14 protein-coding genes and 1 tRNA gene are annotated in these 16,407 nt (G+C 65.2%); 9 read left to right on the top strand and 6 right to left on the bottom strand.

Going from position 1 to position 16,407, the window contains the following annotated elements:
- Positions 1 to 4: 4 nt before the first annotated feature.
- Positions 5 to 376 (bottom strand): 30S ribosomal protein S12, encoded by a 372-nt coding sequence (rpsL, locus tag BCUN_RS05510; RefSeq protein WP_006294990.1) that lies wholly within the window; start codon positions 374 to 376, stop codon positions 5 to 7.
- Positions 377 to 1,002: 626 nt separating this feature from the next.
- On the opposite strand from rpsL, the gene BCUN_RS05505 reads away from it, so the two are divergent.
- Both BCUN_RS05505 and BCUN_RS05500 read left to right on the top strand, forming a co-directional pair.
- Positions 1,003 to 1,078, top strand: a tRNA-His gene (locus tag BCUN_RS05505).
- A gap of 197 nt (positions 1,079 to 1,275) precedes the next feature.
- Positions 1,276 to 2,301: a threonine aldolase family protein gene (locus BCUN_RS05500; protein ID WP_033515837.1), complete on the top strand. Its 1,026-nt coding sequence runs from the start codon at positions 1,276 to 1,278 to the stop codon at positions 2,299 to 2,301.
- Between the two features lie 69 nt (positions 2,302 to 2,370).
- Here the strand turns inward: BCUN_RS05500 and BCUN_RS05495 are convergent, their stop codons facing one another.
- Complete coding sequence (locus BCUN_RS05495; protein WP_033515835.1) at positions 2,371 to 3,540, bottom strand: glycosyltransferase; 1,170 nt, start codon at positions 3,538 to 3,540, stop codon at positions 2,371 to 2,373.
- Positions 3,541 to 3,629: 89 nt separating this feature from the next.
- On the opposite strand from BCUN_RS05495, the gene purT reads away from it, so the two are divergent.
- The 3 genes from purT (at position 3,630) to BCUN_RS05480 (ending at position 9,628) form a co-directional block, all read left to right on the top strand.
- A complete protein-coding gene (purT, locus tag BCUN_RS05490; protein WP_033515833.1) occupies positions 3,630 to 4,877 on the top strand; it encodes a formate-dependent phosphoribosylglycinamide formyltransferase in 1,248 nt (415 codons plus the stop codon).
- Between the two features lie 168 nt (positions 4,878 to 5,045).
- The gene (gene purC / locus BCUN_RS05485) at positions 5,046 to 5,795 is read left to right on the top strand and encodes a phosphoribosylaminoimidazolesuccinocarboxamide synthase (protein WP_033515831.1); all 750 of its coding nucleotides are present in this window, start codon (positions 5,046 to 5,048) and stop codon (positions 5,793 to 5,795) included.
- Positions 5,796 to 5,890: 95 nt separating this feature from the next.
- Positions 5,891 to 9,628 (top strand): phosphoribosylformylglycinamidine synthase, encoded by a 3,738-nt coding sequence (locus BCUN_RS05480; protein ID WP_033515829.1) that lies wholly within the window; start codon positions 5,891 to 5,893, stop codon positions 9,626 to 9,628.
- 67 nt (positions 9,629 to 9,695) lie between these two features.
- Here BCUN_RS05480 and BCUN_RS05475 read toward each other — a convergent pair whose 3' ends face one another.
- The 4 genes from BCUN_RS05475 to BCUN_RS12615 all read right to left on the bottom strand — a co-directional run bounded on the left by BCUN_RS05475 (position 9,696) and on the right by BCUN_RS12615 (position 12,877).
- Positions 9,696 to 10,922 carry a GTPase gene (locus BCUN_RS05475; RefSeq protein ID WP_051920846.1) on the bottom strand — a complete coding sequence of 409 codons (1,227 nt, stop codon included), beginning with the start codon at positions 10,920 to 10,922 and terminating at the stop codon, positions 9,696 to 9,698.
- Between the two features lie 202 nt (positions 10,923 to 11,124).
- A complete protein-coding gene (locus BCUN_RS05470; protein ID WP_033515827.1) occupies positions 11,125 to 11,634 on the bottom strand; it encodes a hypothetical protein in 510 nt (169 codons plus the stop codon).
- Between the two features lie 238 nt (positions 11,635 to 11,872).
- On the bottom strand, positions 11,873 to 12,622 hold the full coding sequence (locus BCUN_RS12270; RefSeq protein WP_156100130.1) for a hypothetical protein: 750 nt from the start codon (positions 12,620 to 12,622) through the stop codon (positions 11,873 to 11,875).
- A 111-nt stretch (positions 12,623 to 12,733) separates the two neighbouring features.
- Positions 12,734 to 12,877, bottom strand: coding sequence for a hypothetical protein (locus tag BCUN_RS12615; protein WP_169744063.1), 144 nt, complete (start codon positions 12,875 to 12,877; stop codon positions 12,734 to 12,736).
- 264 nt (positions 12,878 to 13,141) lie between these two features.
- Between BCUN_RS12615 and BCUN_RS05455 the strand changes: the two genes are divergently transcribed.
- The 4 genes from BCUN_RS05455 to BCUN_RS05440 form a co-directional block, all read left to right on the top strand.
- Positions 13,142 to 13,789 (top strand): helix-turn-helix domain-containing protein, encoded by a 648-nt coding sequence (locus BCUN_RS05455; protein WP_238552337.1) that lies wholly within the window; start codon positions 13,142 to 13,144, stop codon positions 13,787 to 13,789.
- A 91-nt stretch (positions 13,790 to 13,880) separates the two neighbouring features.
- A complete protein-coding gene (locus BCUN_RS05450) occupies positions 13,881 to 15,161 on the top strand; it encodes a hypothetical protein (protein WP_033515821.1) in 1,281 nt (426 codons plus the stop codon).
- Between the two features lie 84 nt (positions 15,162 to 15,245).
- Positions 15,246 to 15,716 (top strand): helix-turn-helix domain-containing protein, encoded by a 471-nt coding sequence (locus tag BCUN_RS05445; protein WP_156100118.1) that lies wholly within the window; start codon positions 15,246 to 15,248, stop codon positions 15,714 to 15,716.
- A partial coding sequence (locus BCUN_RS05440) for an IS3 family transposase (protein ID WP_051920845.1) occupies positions 15,713 to 16,407 on the top strand: 695 nt, incomplete at its 3' end. The genes BCUN_RS05445 and BCUN_RS05440, both read left to right, overlap by 4 nt.

The raw sequence follows: 16,407 nt of genomic DNA, 5'->3' as shown, positions 1-16,407 counted from the left end.
TCTCTTACTTCGCCTTCTTTGCTCCGTACAGGGAACGGCCCTGCTTACGATCCTTGACGCCCTGGGTATCGAGTGCACCACGCACGATGTGGTAACGCACGCCCGGGAGGTCCTTGACACGGCCGCCGCGCACGAGCACGATGGAGTGCTCCTGCAGGTTGTGGCCCTCGCCCGGGATGTAGGCGGTGACTTCAACGCCGGAGCTCAGGCGGACACGGGCGACCTTACGAAGGGCCGAGTTCGGCTTCTTCGGGGTGGTGGTGTACACACGGGTGCACACGCCGCGACGCAGCGGGCTGCCCTTGAGCGCCAGGGTCTTGGACTTCTTCGGCTTTGCCTTGCGTCCCTTACGGACAAGCTGTTCAATAGTAGGCAACTTGAATTCTCCGATTCAGTGGTTTGCTGTTTTCTTCCTCGTGAAGCCGCCGCACCGCAGCCCCACTTCCCCGTTCGGAAGTCCTCCCACTGATGGAGGAAGGCAGCCACTGTTCACCGGCCCGATGACCCGTCGCCCTATTGCTGCCGCATTACTGCGCGCAATCCATGCGGGTTCCGGGATATCCCAGCCCAGGTTCCTGTCACATAAGGCACCTGGCTGGCACACACAAAGGATCACCATACCATGGACCGCAGAAAAAGACAACCCCCGGGGGTGTCTAGGTTCCCGCCGGGGGTTGTCTCGTCCTGGTTCATTCCATCCATCCAATGCGGCCGCCTCCTGCGGCCGTCCTTTCATGCCTGCCGCAATGCCGCCCACACCGCCTTGTGTGACGCGGCCGGCTTGCCGTTCCATGCGCTGGCATCCATCCATCGTTTCCGAACGTTCCCTGCGGCCCCTTGGCCGCCGCCCGGATCATTCATCCTTCGCCATGCACCACCCATTATACCGCGCGCACGAAGGCGACATGCTGACGCGCGTACGACACGCCGGTGAGCGCCTTTCATGCAGCCTTCGTGTATAGTGTTCACCTGTTGTCCGGTTCTTCGAGGACCGCTGCAATGGTGGCTATAGCTCAGTTGGTAGAGCATCTGATTGTGGTTCAGAAGGTCGCGCGTTCGAGCCGCGTTAGCCACCCCACGAAACCCCGTGGTTCCACTTGGCGGAACCACGGGGTTTTTCCGTTGCCCCGGGGTGCCCACCCGGAGCGGGGCACGCCATCCATCACCCATTTCGCGCGGCGCCGCAACCTCTCCGATGCCGCGGCGCGCAGGCGTACACTGCTGTGCAGTACCCTGTGCGGTTCGCCGCCTGTCCCGGAACACCAAGGAGCACCCATGCTGTCCTTCGAAAACGACTATTCCTCCACCGCCTGCCCCCAGATCGTCCAGCGCATGACGCAGATCCAGGACGAGCAGTATCCCGGCTACGGCCAGGACGACTACTGCACCATGGCCGCACAGAAGATCCGCAAGGCCTGCGACGACCCGACATGCGACGTATGGTTCCTGGTGGGCGGCACGCAGACCAACCAGACGGTGATCGACTCCATCGCGCCGCAGTACACGGGCGTGGTCTGCCCGGACAGCGCGCACATCAACGTCCATGAGGCAGGCGCCATCGAGGCGACCGGTCACAAGGTGCTGCCGATGCCCCAGCAGGACGGCAAGATCGGCGCCGCGCAGCTCGACGACTACTGCGAACGCTTCACGGCTGACGCCAACCATGCGCATATGGTCCGTCCGGGCATGGTGTACGTCTCCCAACCGACCGAGTACGGCACCGTGTACACCCGCGAGGAACTCGCCGCCCTGGCGCAGGTCGCACACGACCACGGCATGCCGCTGTTCATCGACGGCGCCCGCCTGGGGTACGCGCTGACCAGCGACGGCAACGACGCGAACCTCGACGACATCGCGCGCATCGCGGACGTCTTCACCATCGGCGGCACCAAGGTGGGTGCCATGTTCGGCGAGGCCGTGGTGTTCACGCGCGGCAACACCCCGGCGAACTTCACGGCCCTCGTCAAGCTGCACGGCGCCCTGCTTGCGAAGGGCTGGCTGCTGGGCCTGCAGTTCGACACGCTGTTCACCGACGACCTGTACCTGAAGCTGGCCCGGCGCGCCAACCAGGAAGCCGACCGCATCCGCCAGGCACTGCTGGAGAAGGGGTACGACGTGGCCTTCGTCTCGCAGACCAACCAGATCTTCATCACCGTGACCACCGCGCAGGCCGAGGAACTGCAGTCCAAGGTCAGGCTCGGCTTCATGGAGGCGGTGGACGCCGACCACGTGATGCTGCGCATCTGCACGAGCTGGGCCACCACCGACGACCAGGTCGACCAGCTCATCGCACTGCTCTGAGGCGTCGTCGCCCCCTATAACATCCACAGACCCGACGACGCCCCTGATGGGGCCAAGAGGACCGACCCCTCAGCGGGACTCCGCCCAGTCGGCGACGACGCCGCGCTCCATGGCCACGAATTCATGCACGCTGGATTCCACCGAGTAGTGCTCCTTGGTGTGTTCGGCGTAGGTCGCTCCCCACTCGTTGAGGTCGCGCGGATGGTCGATCCACCAGTCGATGCGCTGTGCCAGCTGTTCGACGTCGCCCACTTCGTAGCTGGACTCCTCGCACAGCGCGAACTGGCCGGCGGCGCTCAGCCTGGAGTCGGCGATCACCGGCACCAGGCCGCTGGCCATGCCCTCGATGACCGAGACGGATTCGAGGTCCGCGATGGAGGGGTGGACGAGCAGGTCGCAGGAGCGCAGCAGTTCGGGCATCTGCGCGTTGGGATGGAAGCCGATGGTCGCCGACCGGTCGAGCAGTTTCGCCGCCTTGCGCACCAGCTTGCGCTTGAGCGGGCCGGTGCCGGCGATGGTCAGGTGGATGTCAGGCGCATGGTTGCAGCGCGCAATGGCCTCGATGAGTTCAATGTGGTTCTTCTCGTTGGTGAGGCGTCCCGAGGCCACCACCTCCACGGGCACGGCCGGCCCGTCGTCCCCCTCGCGCTGCGCCTTGGGCGTGAACCGCGCCTCGTAACCGTTGGAGATCACGTGGATCGGACGTGTGTAGCCGTGTTCGTGCAGCAGTTCGGCACCCAGCTGCGTGGGTACGTGGATCGCCTCGACCTTGGAGAACAGCCAGCGGTCGAACAGCCAGTAGATGAAGGAGCTCACGCCGGGCACGTACTTGAGCGGGCCCGCCGAATACGTCACGTTCTCCGGCTGCACGTGGTAGCCGGCCGTAACGGGGATGCCCATGGCGTGCGCTTGGGCGAGCGCGTGGCGGCAGAACTTGAACGGCGTGTACAGGTGCACCACGTCCACCCCGTCGAAGGCGCGCTCGAACAGCGTCCTGTTGGGCTGCGCGAATTTCATCTGCTGCTTGGCCGCCACCCAGCTGACCAGGGGGACGTGGTTGACCTGTGCGGGGTAGTCGGGTGCGCCGATGCCCACCATGCGCACCTCATGGCCTTGGCGGCGCAGTTCCTGCGCCCACTGCAGTGCCGAATTGGACGTGCCATTGCCGCGGTTGCCGGAAGTCTCCACCACCATGGCGATGGTCAACGGCCGCGAGGATTGCCGAACGTCATCTGTCATGGGTGCCAGTCTAGCGGGGCGGATGCCAAAGGGGCGCGCATGGCGGACACTGCGGCACGGTTGGGCGCCTCGGCTGGCACAATGCAGGTATGACGAAGATCAATCCAGTTGTCGGTACTCCCCTCGGTTCCCATCCCACGCGCGTCCTGCTGCTCGGCTCCGGCGAGCTCGGCAAGGAGGTCGCGATCGCACTGTCCCGCCTCGGCGTGTGGGTCTGCGCCGCCGACTCCTACGACGGCGCGCCGGCGCAGCAGGTCGCGCAGGCGCATGAGGCGATCGACATGACCGACGCCACGGCCCTGGCCGACCTCATCGCGCGCGTCAAGCCGGACATCATCGTGCCGGAAGTCGAGGCCATCGCCACCGACGTGCTCAAGGACGCGCAGGACCACGGCGTACGCGTCGTGCCCAGCGCCGGCATCGCCGCGACCTGCATGGACCGCGAGGCGCTGCGCACGCTCGCGGCACAGGAACTGGGGCTGCCGACCAGCGACTACCGGTTCGCCGGCAGCCTCGACGAACTCAAACAAGCCGCGGCGCAGGTCGGCTTCCCCTGCGTCGTCAAGCCGCGCATGAGCTCGTCGGGCCATGGCCAGTCCGTCGTGCGCGACGCCGGCCAGCTGGAGCAGGCATGGCAGGAGGCGCAGGAAGGACGGCGCGGCGCCGGCGACGGCACCGTCAGCCGCGTCATCGTCGAACGGCTCGTCGACCTCGACTACGAACTGACCATGCTCACCGTCAGCTCCGTCGCCGGCATCGTCACCTGCGCACCCATCGGGCAACGCCAGGAGGACGGCGACTACCGCGACTCCTGGCAACCTGCCCGGGTCGACCCGGAGATTCTCGACGAGGCACGACGCATCGCGCGGGACGCCGTCGCCGGCCTCGTCGCGCACGCCGGCACGGACACGCCGTGGGGTGTCTTCGGTGTCGAGCTCTTCGTGCTCAAGGACGGCCGCGTCCTGTTCAACGAGGTCTCCCCGCGCCCCCATGACACCGGCATGGTGACCATGGCCAGCCAGCGGCTCTCCGAGTTCGACCTGCACGCACGCGCCATGCTCGGCCTGCCCGTCAAGGAGGGGCACGTGGCGCTCTCCATCGGCAAGTTCGAGGGGGCGGCCAGCCATGCCATCGTCGTCGAGGGCTACGGCGAGGCCGAATTCGCCGACCTCGACGAGGCGCTGGCCACGCCGGGCACCGACCTGCGCGTCTTCGCCAAGCCGCGCGTCGAGGGCCGCCGTCGCATGGGCGTGGCGCTCGCCGTGGGCAGTGACGTCGAGGAGGCGCGCATCAAGGCCGTGCAGGTGGCCCAGGCGCTGCGCATCCAGGTCGTGTGAGGCGGCCGCCCGAATCAACTGTCCCGATGCGGCCGGCACCATCCGTTCCACGGTGTGGTACCGGCCGCATCGGCATATGAGAAGCATCCGCTTCCATGTAACCGCCAATTGCTAGGCTGAATCCGTCAGTCCATCCGCATCTCCCTTTTTCCGGAAGGTAAGCACACCATGCAGAAGCTGGACAAGCTCTACGAAGGCAAGGCCAAGAAACTGTACGCAACGGACGATCCGGAGGTGCTCTGGGTCGAATACATGAACCAGGCCACTGCCGGCAACGGCGCGAAGAAGGCGCAGATCGAGGGCAAGGGTTCGCTCAACAACCGCATCACTTCCGTCGTCTTCGACCTGCTCAAGGCACGCGGCGTGGACTCCCACTTCATGCAAAGGCTTTCCGATACCGAGCAACTCGTGCAGAAGATGGACATGTACCCGCTCGAGATCATCATGCGCAACACGGCCGCCGGCTCCTTCGCCAAGCGCTACGGCGTGGAGGAGGGCACCAAGCTCGCCCGTCCCATCCTCGAGTTCTGCTACAAGTCGGACGACCTGGGCGACCCCTTCATCAACGACGACGGCATCGTGGCGCTGGGCCTGGCCTCCCAGGAGGAGCTCGACGAAATCTCCCGCCAGGCGCGCGCGGTGAACGATGCGCTGCTGGACATCTTCGCGAAGATCGACGTGCAGCTGGTGGACTTCAAGATCGAGGAGGGCCGCAACGCCCAGGGCGCGATCCTGCTGGCCGACGAGATCACTCCCGACACCTGCCGCCTGTGGGACCTCAAGGACGGCTCCGGCCGGATCGAGCACCTGGACAAGGACCTGTTCCGGCGCGACCTGGGCAACATCATCCCTGCCTACGAGGAGATCCTCTCCCGCCTCGAGCAGCTCGCCGAGGACGAGGGCGTGGAACGCTCCTGAACCGACCGATGGCCCACGGGCTGCCCCAGGGCGATCCGTGGGCCGTTCGCATGCCGCAAGCCGCAACCAACACGAAGAGAAGCGAAGGAACAACAGTGGTTTTCCGCGTTTATGTAGAGAAGAAGCCTGGATTCGACGTCGAGGCGCAGCAGCTGCAGCACGAGCTGCAGTCGATTCTCGGCGTACGCGCCCTGGAGCGCGTCCGACTGATCAACCGCTATGACGTCGAGGGCATCGACGAGCAGACTTTCCGCAAGGTCGTGCCCACGGTGTTCAGCGAACCGCAGTCCGACGACGTCAGAGAGGAGCTGCCGCCGGTGGCCGACCCGTCCACCGTCTTCGCCGTGGAGTTCCTGCCCGGCCAGTTCGACCAGCGCGCCGACTCCGCCGGCGAATGCATCCAGCTGATCACCCAGCAGGAGCGTCCGACGGTGCGTTCGGCCCGCGTGTACGTACTCGAGGGCAACATCAACGTCCCCGACCGCGACGCCATCAAGAAGTACGTGATCAATCCCGTCGAGGCGCGCGAGGCAAGCCTGGAGCCCCGGGACACCCTGGCCGCCCAGGTGCCGGTGCCGCAGCCCGTGGAAGTCATCGACGGCTTCCGTGACATGGAGGACGAGCAGCTCGAGCGGTTCATCGCCGACCGTGGCCTGGCGATGGACATCGCCGACCTGCAGTTCTGCCGCGCCTATTTCCGTCATGAGGGCCGCGACCCGTCCATCACCGAGATCAAGGTGATCGACACCTACTGGTCCGACCACTGCCGCCACACGACCTTCGGCACCCGTCTCGACTCGGTCGAGATCGACGATGCCGTGGTGCAGGCCGCCTTCGACCGCTACCTGGCGATGCGCGAGGAACTGGGCCGCTCGGACCGTCCGGTGACGCTCATGGACATGGGCACGATCGGCGCGAAGTGGCTCAAGCATGAGGGCATCCTCACCGGCCTGGACGAGTCCGAGGAGATCAACGCCTGCACCGTCAAGGTGAAGGTGGATGTCAACGGCACGGACGAGGACTGGCTGTTCCTGTTCAAGAACGAGACCCACAACCATCCCACCGAGATCGAGCCCTTCGGCGGCGCCGCCACCTGCATCGGCGGCTGCATCCGCGACCCGCTGTCGGGCCGCGCCTACGTCTACCAGGCGATGCGCGTGACCGGCGCGGCCGACCCGCGCGTGCCGGTGGACCAGACCCTCGAGGGCAAGCTGCCGCAGCGCAAGCTGGTGACCACCGCCGCGCACGGCTATTCCTCGTACGGCAACCAGATCGGACTGGCGACCGGCCAGGTCAACGAGATCTACCATCCGGGCTACGTGGCCAAGCGCATGGAGGTGGGCGCCGTGGTGGCCGCCACCCCAGCCGACCACGTGCGCCGCGAAGTGCCGTCCCCGGGTGACAGGATCATCCTGCTGGGCGGCCGTACGGGCCGTGACGGCATCGGCGGCGCCACCGGATCCTCGAAGGCCCACAACGTGGAGTCCCTGGAACTCGACGGCGCCGAGGTGCAGAAGGGCAACGCGCCCGTGGAACGCAAGCTGCAGCGCCTCTTCCGCCGCGGCGAGGCGACGCGCCTGATCAAGCGCTGCAACGATTTCGGCGCGGGCGGCGTCTCCGTGGCGGTCGGCGAGATCGCCGACGGCCTGGACGTGGACCTGAACCGGGTGCCCAAGAAGTACGAGGGCCTGGACGGCACCGAACTGGCGATCTCCGAATCGCAGGAGCGCATGGCGGTGGACGTGGCCGAGCAGGACGTGGAGGAGTTCCTCAGGTACGCGGCCGAGGAGAACCTCGAGGCGACGGTGATCGCCACGGTCACCGAGGAACCGCGCATGGTGATGCGCTGGAACGGCGACACGATCGTGGACCTGTCGCGCGAATTCCTCGCATCCAACGGCGCCGAGAAGCACCAGGATGCACGGGTACCCGAACAGGGCGACTATGCCACGCCCTTCGCCGAAGGCACCCTCGAAGAGCGTTTGACCGCCATGCTTGCCGACATCAACGTGGCCTCGAACAAGGGCCTGTCCGAGATGTTCGACTCCACGATCGGCGCCGGCACCGTGCTCATGCCCTTCGGCGGCGCTGCCCAGCTGACCCCTTCCCAGGCGATGGTGGCCAAACTGCCCGTCTTCGGCGAGACCACGACGGCTTCCGCGATGGCATGGGGATTCAATCCCTTCATCATGGAACGCAACCAGTTCACCGGCGCCTACCTGTCGGTGGTCGAGTCCATCGCCAAGCTCGTCGCTTCCGGCTTCGAGCACCGCAAGGCGTACCTGAGTTTCCAGGAGTACTTCGAGAAGCTGCGCGACGAGCCGGAACGCTGGGGCAAGCCCGTGGCCGCCGTGCTCGGCGCGCTCATGGCCCAGGTGGACCTGGGGGCGGGCGCCATCGGCGGCAAGGACTCCATGTCCGGCTCCTTCGAGGACCTGGACGTGCCGCCCACCCTGGTGTCCTTCGCCGTGGCCGTGGGGGATGTCAACCGCACCGTCTCCCCCGAGTTCAAGAATGCGGGCAGCCGCCTGCTGCGCATCGCGCCCGCCTACGGAGAGGATGGCCTGACGCCCGACAAGGACACGCTCCTGGCGGCCTTCGACCTGGTCGAGCGGCTCGTGGCCGAGGGCGCTGCGGCTGCCATCGCCACCCCCGGCTTCGGCGGCACCGCCGAGGCGCTCGTGAAGATGGCCGTCGGCAACGGGATCGGCGTGTCCCTCAACGACTCGCTGGACGTGGATGACCTGTTCGCCCCCGCCTATGGTTCCTTCCTCGTGGAGCTCGCCGATGGCGCGGAGCTTCCCGCCCCGCAGTGCGGCGCCACCGTGGAGGTCATCGGCGAGACGACCACGGACTACGTGTTCGCCGCAGCCGGCGAGGAGCTGCCGATGGCGACGCTGCAGGAAACCTGGGAATCGGGCATGGAGTCCGTCTTCCCCTACCGTTCCAAGGACCACAGCATCCTGGACTCCGTGGAATGCGTCACCTTCAGCACCGAACGCCGTGTGCAGTACATGGGCTCGCCCGTCGCGCGCCCGCGCGTGGTCATCCCCGTCTTCCCCGGCAACAACTGCGAGTACGATTCCGCAGCTGCCTTCGAGAAGGCCGGCGCCGACGTCACCACCCTGGTCGTGAACAACCTCACGCCGCAGGCCGTGGCCGAGTCTACGCAGGCCTTGGTGGACGCCATCCGCTCCAGCCAGATCGTCATGATCCCCGGCGGGTTCTCCGGCGGCGACGAGCCCGACGGCTCCGCGAAGTTCATCACCGCGTTCTTCCGCTCCCCCGCCGTCACCGACGCGGTGCGTGACCTGCTCAAGAACCGCGACGGCCTCATGCTGGGCATCTGCAATGGTTTCCAGGCGCTCATCAAGCTCGGTCTGGTGCCCTTCGGCGACATTGTGCCCATGACCGACACATGCCCGACGCTGACCTTCAACGAGATCGGCCGCCACCAGAGCCGCCTGGTGCGTACCCGTGTGGCGTCGAACATGTCACCGTGGATGGCCAGGAGCACCGTCGACGACGTCCACGCCGTCGCCATCTCCCATGGCGAAGGCCGCTTCGTCGCCTCCTACGACATGCTGGCGCAGCTGTCCACCAACGGACAGATCGCCACGCAGTACGTGGACGAGGCCGGCATGCCCAGCATGGACCTGTCCGTCAACCCGAACGGCTCGATGATGGCCATCGAGGGCATCACCTCCCCCGATGGCCGCGTCTTCGGCAAGATGGGCCACTCCGAGCGTGCAGGCAACGGCCTGTACCTCAACGTGCCCGGCAACACCTACCAGCCGATCTTCGAGGCAGGCGTGGAATACTTCACCGCCTGACGCCTACGGCTCGGCGAAATGGCTTCGGGGCCGGCGGAACGTTCCGCCGGCCCCGAAGCCGTTTCGCTCACTTGCCACGTCCCATGAACACCGCCTTGACCAGGTCGACGATCATCTGCGACATGTCCTTCGCATCGCCAGCCTGGGATGCCTTGGCGACATCACTGACCTTGCCCAGGAAACCGTCGCCGAACTGATCCTGCATGAGGTGGCGCACCCAGCCGACATCCTGGATGCTGCGCCTGCCGGCGGCCACCTGTTCGAAAGCGGCGACGGCGCCTTCGCCGAGGGCGGCGATGATGCTCGCGGCCACGACTGCGTTGAGTGCGCTGGCGGCAATGTTGATGCCGGGAATCGCCTTGATGGCGCTGATGGCGGCATGCGCCACCGTCCCTGCCGTGCCCACCTGCACGATGGCATCGAGGAAATGCCTGGAGTCCTCATCCTTGTCGATGCCGTACAGCCGCGCCAGGCCGTTGAGCTCCGCCAATTCCAACGGGGAAAGCACGAGCGAGTCCGCGATGGGCAGCGGCACCGCACCCACGGTGGCGCCGGCGGCCACGCAGGCGCCGATGAGCCCCTGGGCCAGCACACGCTTGCGGTTGAGCTTGAAGGCCATGAGGTCCTGCGCGCCGCCGTGCATGCCGTCCGGCATCGCCTGCATGGTCGCGTCGATCAGGTCGCCGATGCCTTCGGGGCCGGCGAAGGCCGTCTCGTCGAGCACATAGGTCTGCGCCACCACCGGGACGATGGCCCGCAGGTTGCGTTCCACGCGCTGTCCGGCGAAGGCCTCGCGCACCATGGCCACGTTGCGCTCGCGGTCGGGTTTCGAATACGACTTGGTGATGACGGTGATAATCGGCACGGACCGCCACATCGCCACCGCGTTCGACAGGTTGCGGATCGTCTGCGGGAACAGCTTGGCCGCGGTGCCGTCCACGCAGAACCAGATCACGTCGATCCTGTGGCCCTCCCCGTCCTCCTTGGCGCTCGCCTTCGACCAGGAGCGCACCGCGTGCACGGCCTTGAGGCTCTTGATGGGCGAAGGTTCGAAGCCGATGGAATCGATGACCCGGAAGGGTACGGCGTCGCTTTCGTACACCATGAGTTCGCTGGTGGTGCCCCGCGTGCCGAAGCTCGTGCGCGCCACCTGGTCGCCGATGACGGCGTTGATGAGCGTCGACTTGCCCACGCCGGAGTTGCCCAGCACCAGCACGTTGCCCTTCACGCGCCGTTCCCGTACCACCGGCGCCGCTGCCTGCACGTCGATTACCTTGCCATTGTCATACGTCATGGGCCTATCCTAGGCATGCGGTCCGTCTGGGACTTTTGTATTTGTTCATGGGGGAAACCGCGGTGTCCGCCCCTCCTCCTCCCACCTGCTAGATTTTGTTCATTTTTTCGAACAAAATCTAGGGCGAGCGGCTGCTTCGCAGCCAAGCTCGCATCCTAGATTTTGTTCGAAAAAATGAACAAAATCTAGCAGGCGGCGCCGGTCACCGCGCCCGCCGCTTGGCGACCACCGTCCAGATGCCGCCGGCGAGCGCAATAGCAGCCGCCACGAAGAACAGGTAGTAGCCGAATCCCAGGCCGTAGGTGTCACCACCCACCACGCCGCGGTCGGAGAAATCCCAGTTGAAGGCCAGGAACGCGGCGAAGGCGACCACCGTGAAGACGATGGTCGGCACGCCCTTGCGCAGCAATGCGAAGACCAGTGCCAGCACCGCCGCACAGGCGATGGCCACCACGAGGACCGTGGTGACGGTCGCCTGCGCACGTTGGACGGAGCTGGACGCCATCCGCCGGTAGAGCCGCGCGAAGTCGAACATGGAGACATCCGCCAGGTCGCCGGCGCGTACGCCGTCGGAGACGACGTCGGGACTGCGCCGGAAGATCGTGTCATCGGCGGCGCTGGCGTAGGGCAGGAAGACCGACAGCAGCATCAGCGCCGAGCCGGCGATGGACAGGACGAGGGGCCACAGGGGCTTGCGTTCGATGGTGTTCATGGGTGTTCCTCACTGTCCTTGCTCGAACTTGGCGAACTTCTTCTGGTAGCGTTCGATGACCTTGGTGAAGTCGTAGTCGTCGCCGTAGATTTCCGAGCGGATGTCGGTGTACATGCCGTAGACGTCCCCACGCATGTCGGAGAGGTCGGAGTAGAAGTCGGAGCGTGCGTTGGACAGTGCCTTGTAGGTGTCGCTGCGCACGTCGGACACCTCGGCGTACGGCACGGTGTCGAGCGCGTCATCGAGCACGCCGTCGTAGTACTTGTCGTAGACGTCGTCGAGGATGCCGTCGTAGATCTCGTCGTACCAGTCGTCCAGCGTGCCGTCGTATACGGCGTCGTAGTAGTCCTCGGACAGGGCGTCGGCGTCCAGGTACTTGCTGTCCTGCGCCAGGGCGGACAAGGTCTGCCAGTACTTGACGGTGTTGTCGCCCGATCTTCACGTACAGGCGGTGGGATTCCTCCTCGAGGTAGGTGTACCAGTCGTCGAGGGCTCCCATGTTGTTCTTGTAGGAATCATAGGTGTCGCCCAGCTTGCCTTCGGTCTCGGCGAGCTTGTCCTTGATGGACTTCACGGAGGCCTGCATGTCGCTCTCGATGGTGTCGGTGATAGCGGCCAGGGATTCGATGGACGCGTCGGCGGGTGCCTGTGTGGAGGTGTTGCCGTCGCCGCCGGCGCTGTCGTCGGCGGCGATGCCCGGGGAATGGGCGGGTGCCGACGACTCTGCGGAGGACGTGCCGGTTGTTGCGTTGTCCGTCGTCGCCGGCTTGTTCAGGTTGGTGAAGACGAGGATCAGCGCGATGACGACCACGGCCGCGATGGCGGCGATGATCGTCGGCACGACCCAGGCGGGGCGCTTGCGGCGGTGGTCGGGCGACTGTTGCGGGCCCTGCGGCTGCGCCGGCATGGTCGGGGTGATGGGTTGTGTGGGTTGTTGCGTCGGCGCTGTCTGCGGGTGCAGACGGTCGAAATCATTGGGGTCGGTCATGTGATGCTCCTTCTCCTCCCTGCCTTGCGGCTGCGCCAGCGGCGGTTCCCCAGCGTTCTGGGCGACCGCCGCCGGCAAGGCTTCTGCATGTGGAACATCGGCCGTGCGAGGTTATCCTTGCCCGTTCTTCGTCTCCGTGGACGGGGAGTCGGCGACGTCGTCGCACGTCTCATCCCGTGCTGCCGCGTCTTGACGGACGGCGTCGTCGAACTCCCGGATGCCTCGCAGGATCATGCTGGCCAGTTGCGCAAACATGTCCGGTCCTTTCTGACGAGGCTCCCCATGCCATGCCCGCCCTTCGGGCATGGGCCGCGGGGTCCGTGGTGGACCTGCAGCGGGACTCGTCATCAAGGGCCATGTTTTTTTCGCGAATCCGTCGTCCTTTCCGTACGACGACCGGCTCGTCAACATGACGAGTTATGTTCCGCTCCCCATTCAAACGGGTTTGGAATATAGCGTCAATGACGTAACATGTTATAAATTCTTTAATTTGAAGGGTGTTTATATACCATGGAGACTATGACCTCTCGAAGTGCTGCCTGTTGGCGTCAGCGGCTGCGCGCATGCATGGAGGAACGCGGACTGACGCAGGTGGAGTTCGTGGGGGCGCTCAACCGCCAATACCTCACGCGCTTCCACCAGAAGGACGTGAGCCGCTGGCTCAACACCGGCAACCGCACCACCAACGGCACCATCGGCTTTCCCAAGTACGAGACGATGGCCGTCATCGCCGACTTCTTCGGCGTGGACGTGGGCTACCTGACCGGCGAGACCGACGAACGCAGCTTCGACCTGGCGAAGGCATGCGACTATATCGGCCTGGGTGCTGCGGCAGTCGAGGCGATCCGCTCATGGACCGCCGTCGACGGCGCCATGGCCGCCTACCGTGCCGACACCCTCAACCGCATGTTCTCCTCCGCCCACTTCCCCACGGTGGCAGACAAGATGATGACGCTCAACGAGATGTCGACGATGTGGCGCCAAGACCCGCAGCAGTTCTCCCGCCTGATGGCGTCCCTGGCATCCAGCGAGGAGTATCCGCGCGACCTGACCCTCAGGCTCCTGGTCGGCGCCTTCTACGGCATGGCCAACGAATCCTTCTCCACCCTGCTGCGCGATGCGTACCCCACGCCGGACGAGGAAGTCGTGGATGGCGAGCGGGAATGAACGGTCACTGTTCCGACGTGCGAGACAATTCAGTTGACAACAGGCACAGGCACAGTACCGTCGGATGCACGTCATGACCAAGGAGGGTGCAATGGACGGCGAAATCGAACTGTATGGCGACGACAATGGAATCCTGCTGGTGGGCGATCCCCAGGAGATCAGCGAAGCATTGGCTGCACTTGGCATCGAGGAATCCCGTGGCCGGGACATGCATGAATCCGCCATATTGAAAAGCGGCGTGAAGGTGACCCAGGCACTGCAGGCGATGCAGGACCGTTCAGGACGCTGGGTCAAACTGACCCCGGACACCGCGGACAAGATCAAGAAGCATGGTCTGATGCGCAACAACGCGACCGGCAATTTCATGGGCGTGATCGGCAAGGGAGGCAAGGGCGGCATCAAGGGCAACGTGCAGTTCGAGCGGCTGGCGTCCGTCGCGAATCCGGCCACCGTCGCCAATGCACAAATGATCATGGTGACCATGGCCATCCAGCAGACCATGCAGGAGATGACCGAATACCTCAAGGCCATTGATGCCAAGGTGGACCTGGTGCTCAAGCGCCAGAAGGACGCCTTGTTCGCGAAGTTCCTTGCCGTGAACGACCTGGCACGCGAGGCTGAACGGGAACTGCAGCGCACTGGCGCCATCAGTGAATTGACCTGGGACCAGATACAGGGCGCATCCATCACTTCGAATGAAGTGTTTCGGTATGCCATCCTCCAGTTGCGTGGCGTCAACGAAGACATCGAACACGCGATGGTGGACACGCGCACGGCCAAGGATACCCTGAACAGAGTGCGCAACGACATGCAGGAATGGCTTACCGTGACAGCTGATTGCCTGCGTCTGCGCGACCGGTTGGACCTGCTCAAGCTGCAGCGGTACCTGTCCATAGACATGGATGAGGAACATTTCGCAACGCAGCGGGAACTCATGCTCGAGAACCGGCGCGACCGGTTCAAGGAAGTGACCGGCATGACCGCCACGCTGCGGCACAGCGTCAAGCATGTGATGGAAGGCAAGGACGACACGATGCGCGTCATTCTCCTGCCGTTGGATGCGCCTGCGGTCATGCGCGCCGGCAATGAGATCACGGACGCCCTGGTCCGCTTCGAACATGCCCTCGGCCAGGAAACCAAGGCCGAACGATTCAACGAGAAACAGTGGAACCAGGCCATGGGAGAACTGGGCCAGGGCATAGCCGATGGCACCCAGCAAATCGCCAAGCAAACCGGGGATGCGCTCCAGCAAGCCGGCAATGCAGTAGGCAACGCGGGCAAACAGGCCACCGATGCCGTAGGCAAGATCGCCAACGACGTCGGCAACCAGATCCGCAAGGGTCTTGGCGGATTCAAGCTGCCATGGCAGTGACTGCCTGCGGTCTAGAAATCTTACGAAAAATGATCCGTCCCCCGTTTTCTGGACACAGGAAATAGGAGGACGGTTCTTTTGGTTGTGTATCGTCGTGAGGTACGTGAGCAGGCGTTGGTCCTGTTCGAGTACGGGTTCAAGTATGGTGCGGTTTCCTCGAAACTGGGCATAGGCCAGGGCGTGGCACGTGCTTGGCAGGACCTGTACGAGGCTTGTGGCAAGGAGGCTTTGCTGGATATGGGAAGCACGCATCGTTCGTACGCGTACGAGACCAAGCTCGAGGCGGTACGCCGTCTGGAGGCGGGTGAGTCGCCGCGCCAGGTGATGGCCGGGTTGCATATCGCGTCCAGGAGCGTGCTGGCCCGGTGGCGGGCCGCGTGGAAGCAAGGCGGGGACGATGCGTTGCGCGCCAAGCCCCGGGGACGGCCTAGGGGGTCGGTGAACAAGCCGGTCGAGCCCACGCGCGAGCAGCAGCTCGAACGGCGTGTCCTGGAGTTGGAGTGCAAGCTGGCCGTCCTGGAAAAAGCGAGGGCCCTGAGGGACTCGCGCGGATGAGCAACCGTGACAAGGTCGCCGTCTGCGAGGCTCTCTCGGGGCGTTTCCCGCTTGGCTTGCTGCTTGAATGCCTGTCCCTGTCGCGTTCGAGCCGGCATTACGTGTTGACCCATGAGGCGCATGTGTCCCGCCCTGACCTGCACGGGCAGGTGCGTGAGATCTTCCATGGACCCGGGCCCAATGGGTGCGGGCACCGGCAGGTATGGATGCAGTTGCGTGAGCGGGGTGAACGCGTGACGCGCAAGACCGTGCTCAAGATCATGGGCGTGCTGGGGTTGCGGTGCACGATCCGGCGTGCCCGGCACGGCCGCTATGACTCGTACCGGGGCGACCTGGGTGGTGTGTGCCCGGATCTGGTGCGCCGTGACTTCCATGCGGCCGCGCCGTTCGTCAAGCTGGGCACGGACGTCACGGAGTTCAAGCAGCCATGGGGCAAGGCGTACCTGGCGCCCGTGGTGGACTGGTGCACCAAGCGTATCGTGGCGTACAGCATCTCGCGTCACCCGGACTGGGCGCAACAGGCTGACTTGTTGGCCGGCCTGGCCGATGCGCTGCCGGCGGGCGCGGTGCCGTTGCTGCACAGTGACCAGGGCTGGCAGTACCAGCAGCCCGCCTGGGCGCGGGCGTGCGCGCGCATGGGCATCGTGCGCAGCATGTCACGCAAGGGCAACTGCTTGGACAACGCCGCGAC

The organism is Bifidobacterium cuniculi, assembly GCF_000741575.1.
GTDB classification, from domain to species: domain Bacteria; phylum Actinomycetota; class Actinomycetes; order Actinomycetales; family Bifidobacteriaceae; genus Bifidobacterium; species Bifidobacterium cuniculi.
This window is presented reverse-complemented; position numbering and strand designations above follow the sequence as displayed.

Coding starts and splice junctions, on each gene's coding strand:
- BCUN_RS05500 (WP_033515837.1), top strand. CDS start 1,276: ATGCTGTCCTTCGAAAACGACTATTCCTCCACCGCCTGCCCCCAGATC.
- BCUN_RS05495 (WP_033515835.1), bottom strand. CDS start 3,540: ATGACAGATGACGTTCGGCAATCCTCGCGGCCGTTGACCATCGCCATG.
- purT (WP_033515833.1), top strand. CDS start 3,630: ATGACGAAGATCAATCCAGTTGTCGGTACTCCCCTCGGTTCCCATCCC.
- purC (WP_033515831.1), top strand. CDS start 5,046: ATGCAGAAGCTGGACAAGCTCTACGAAGGCAAGGCCAAGAAACTGTAC.
- BCUN_RS05475 (WP_051920846.1), bottom strand. CDS start 10,922: ATGACGTATGACAATGGCAAGGTAATCGACGTGCAGGCAGCGGCGCCG.
- BCUN_RS05470 (WP_033515827.1), bottom strand. CDS start 11,634: ATGAACACCATCGAACGCAAGCCCCTGTGGCCCCTCGTCCTGTCCATC.
- BCUN_RS12270 (WP_156100130.1), bottom strand. CDS start 12,622: ATGACCGACCCCAATGATTTCGACCGTCTGCACCCGCAGACAGCGCCG.
- BCUN_RS12615 (WP_169744063.1), bottom strand. CDS start 12,877: ATGTTTGCGCAACTGGCCAGCATGATCCTGCGAGGCATCCGGGAGTTC.
- BCUN_RS05455 (WP_238552337.1), top strand. CDS start 13,142: ATGACCTCTCGAAGTGCTGCCTGTTGGCGTCAGCGGCTGCGCGCATGC.
- BCUN_RS05450 (WP_033515821.1), top strand. CDS start 13,881: ATGGACGGCGAAATCGAACTGTATGGCGACGACAATGGAATCCTGCTG.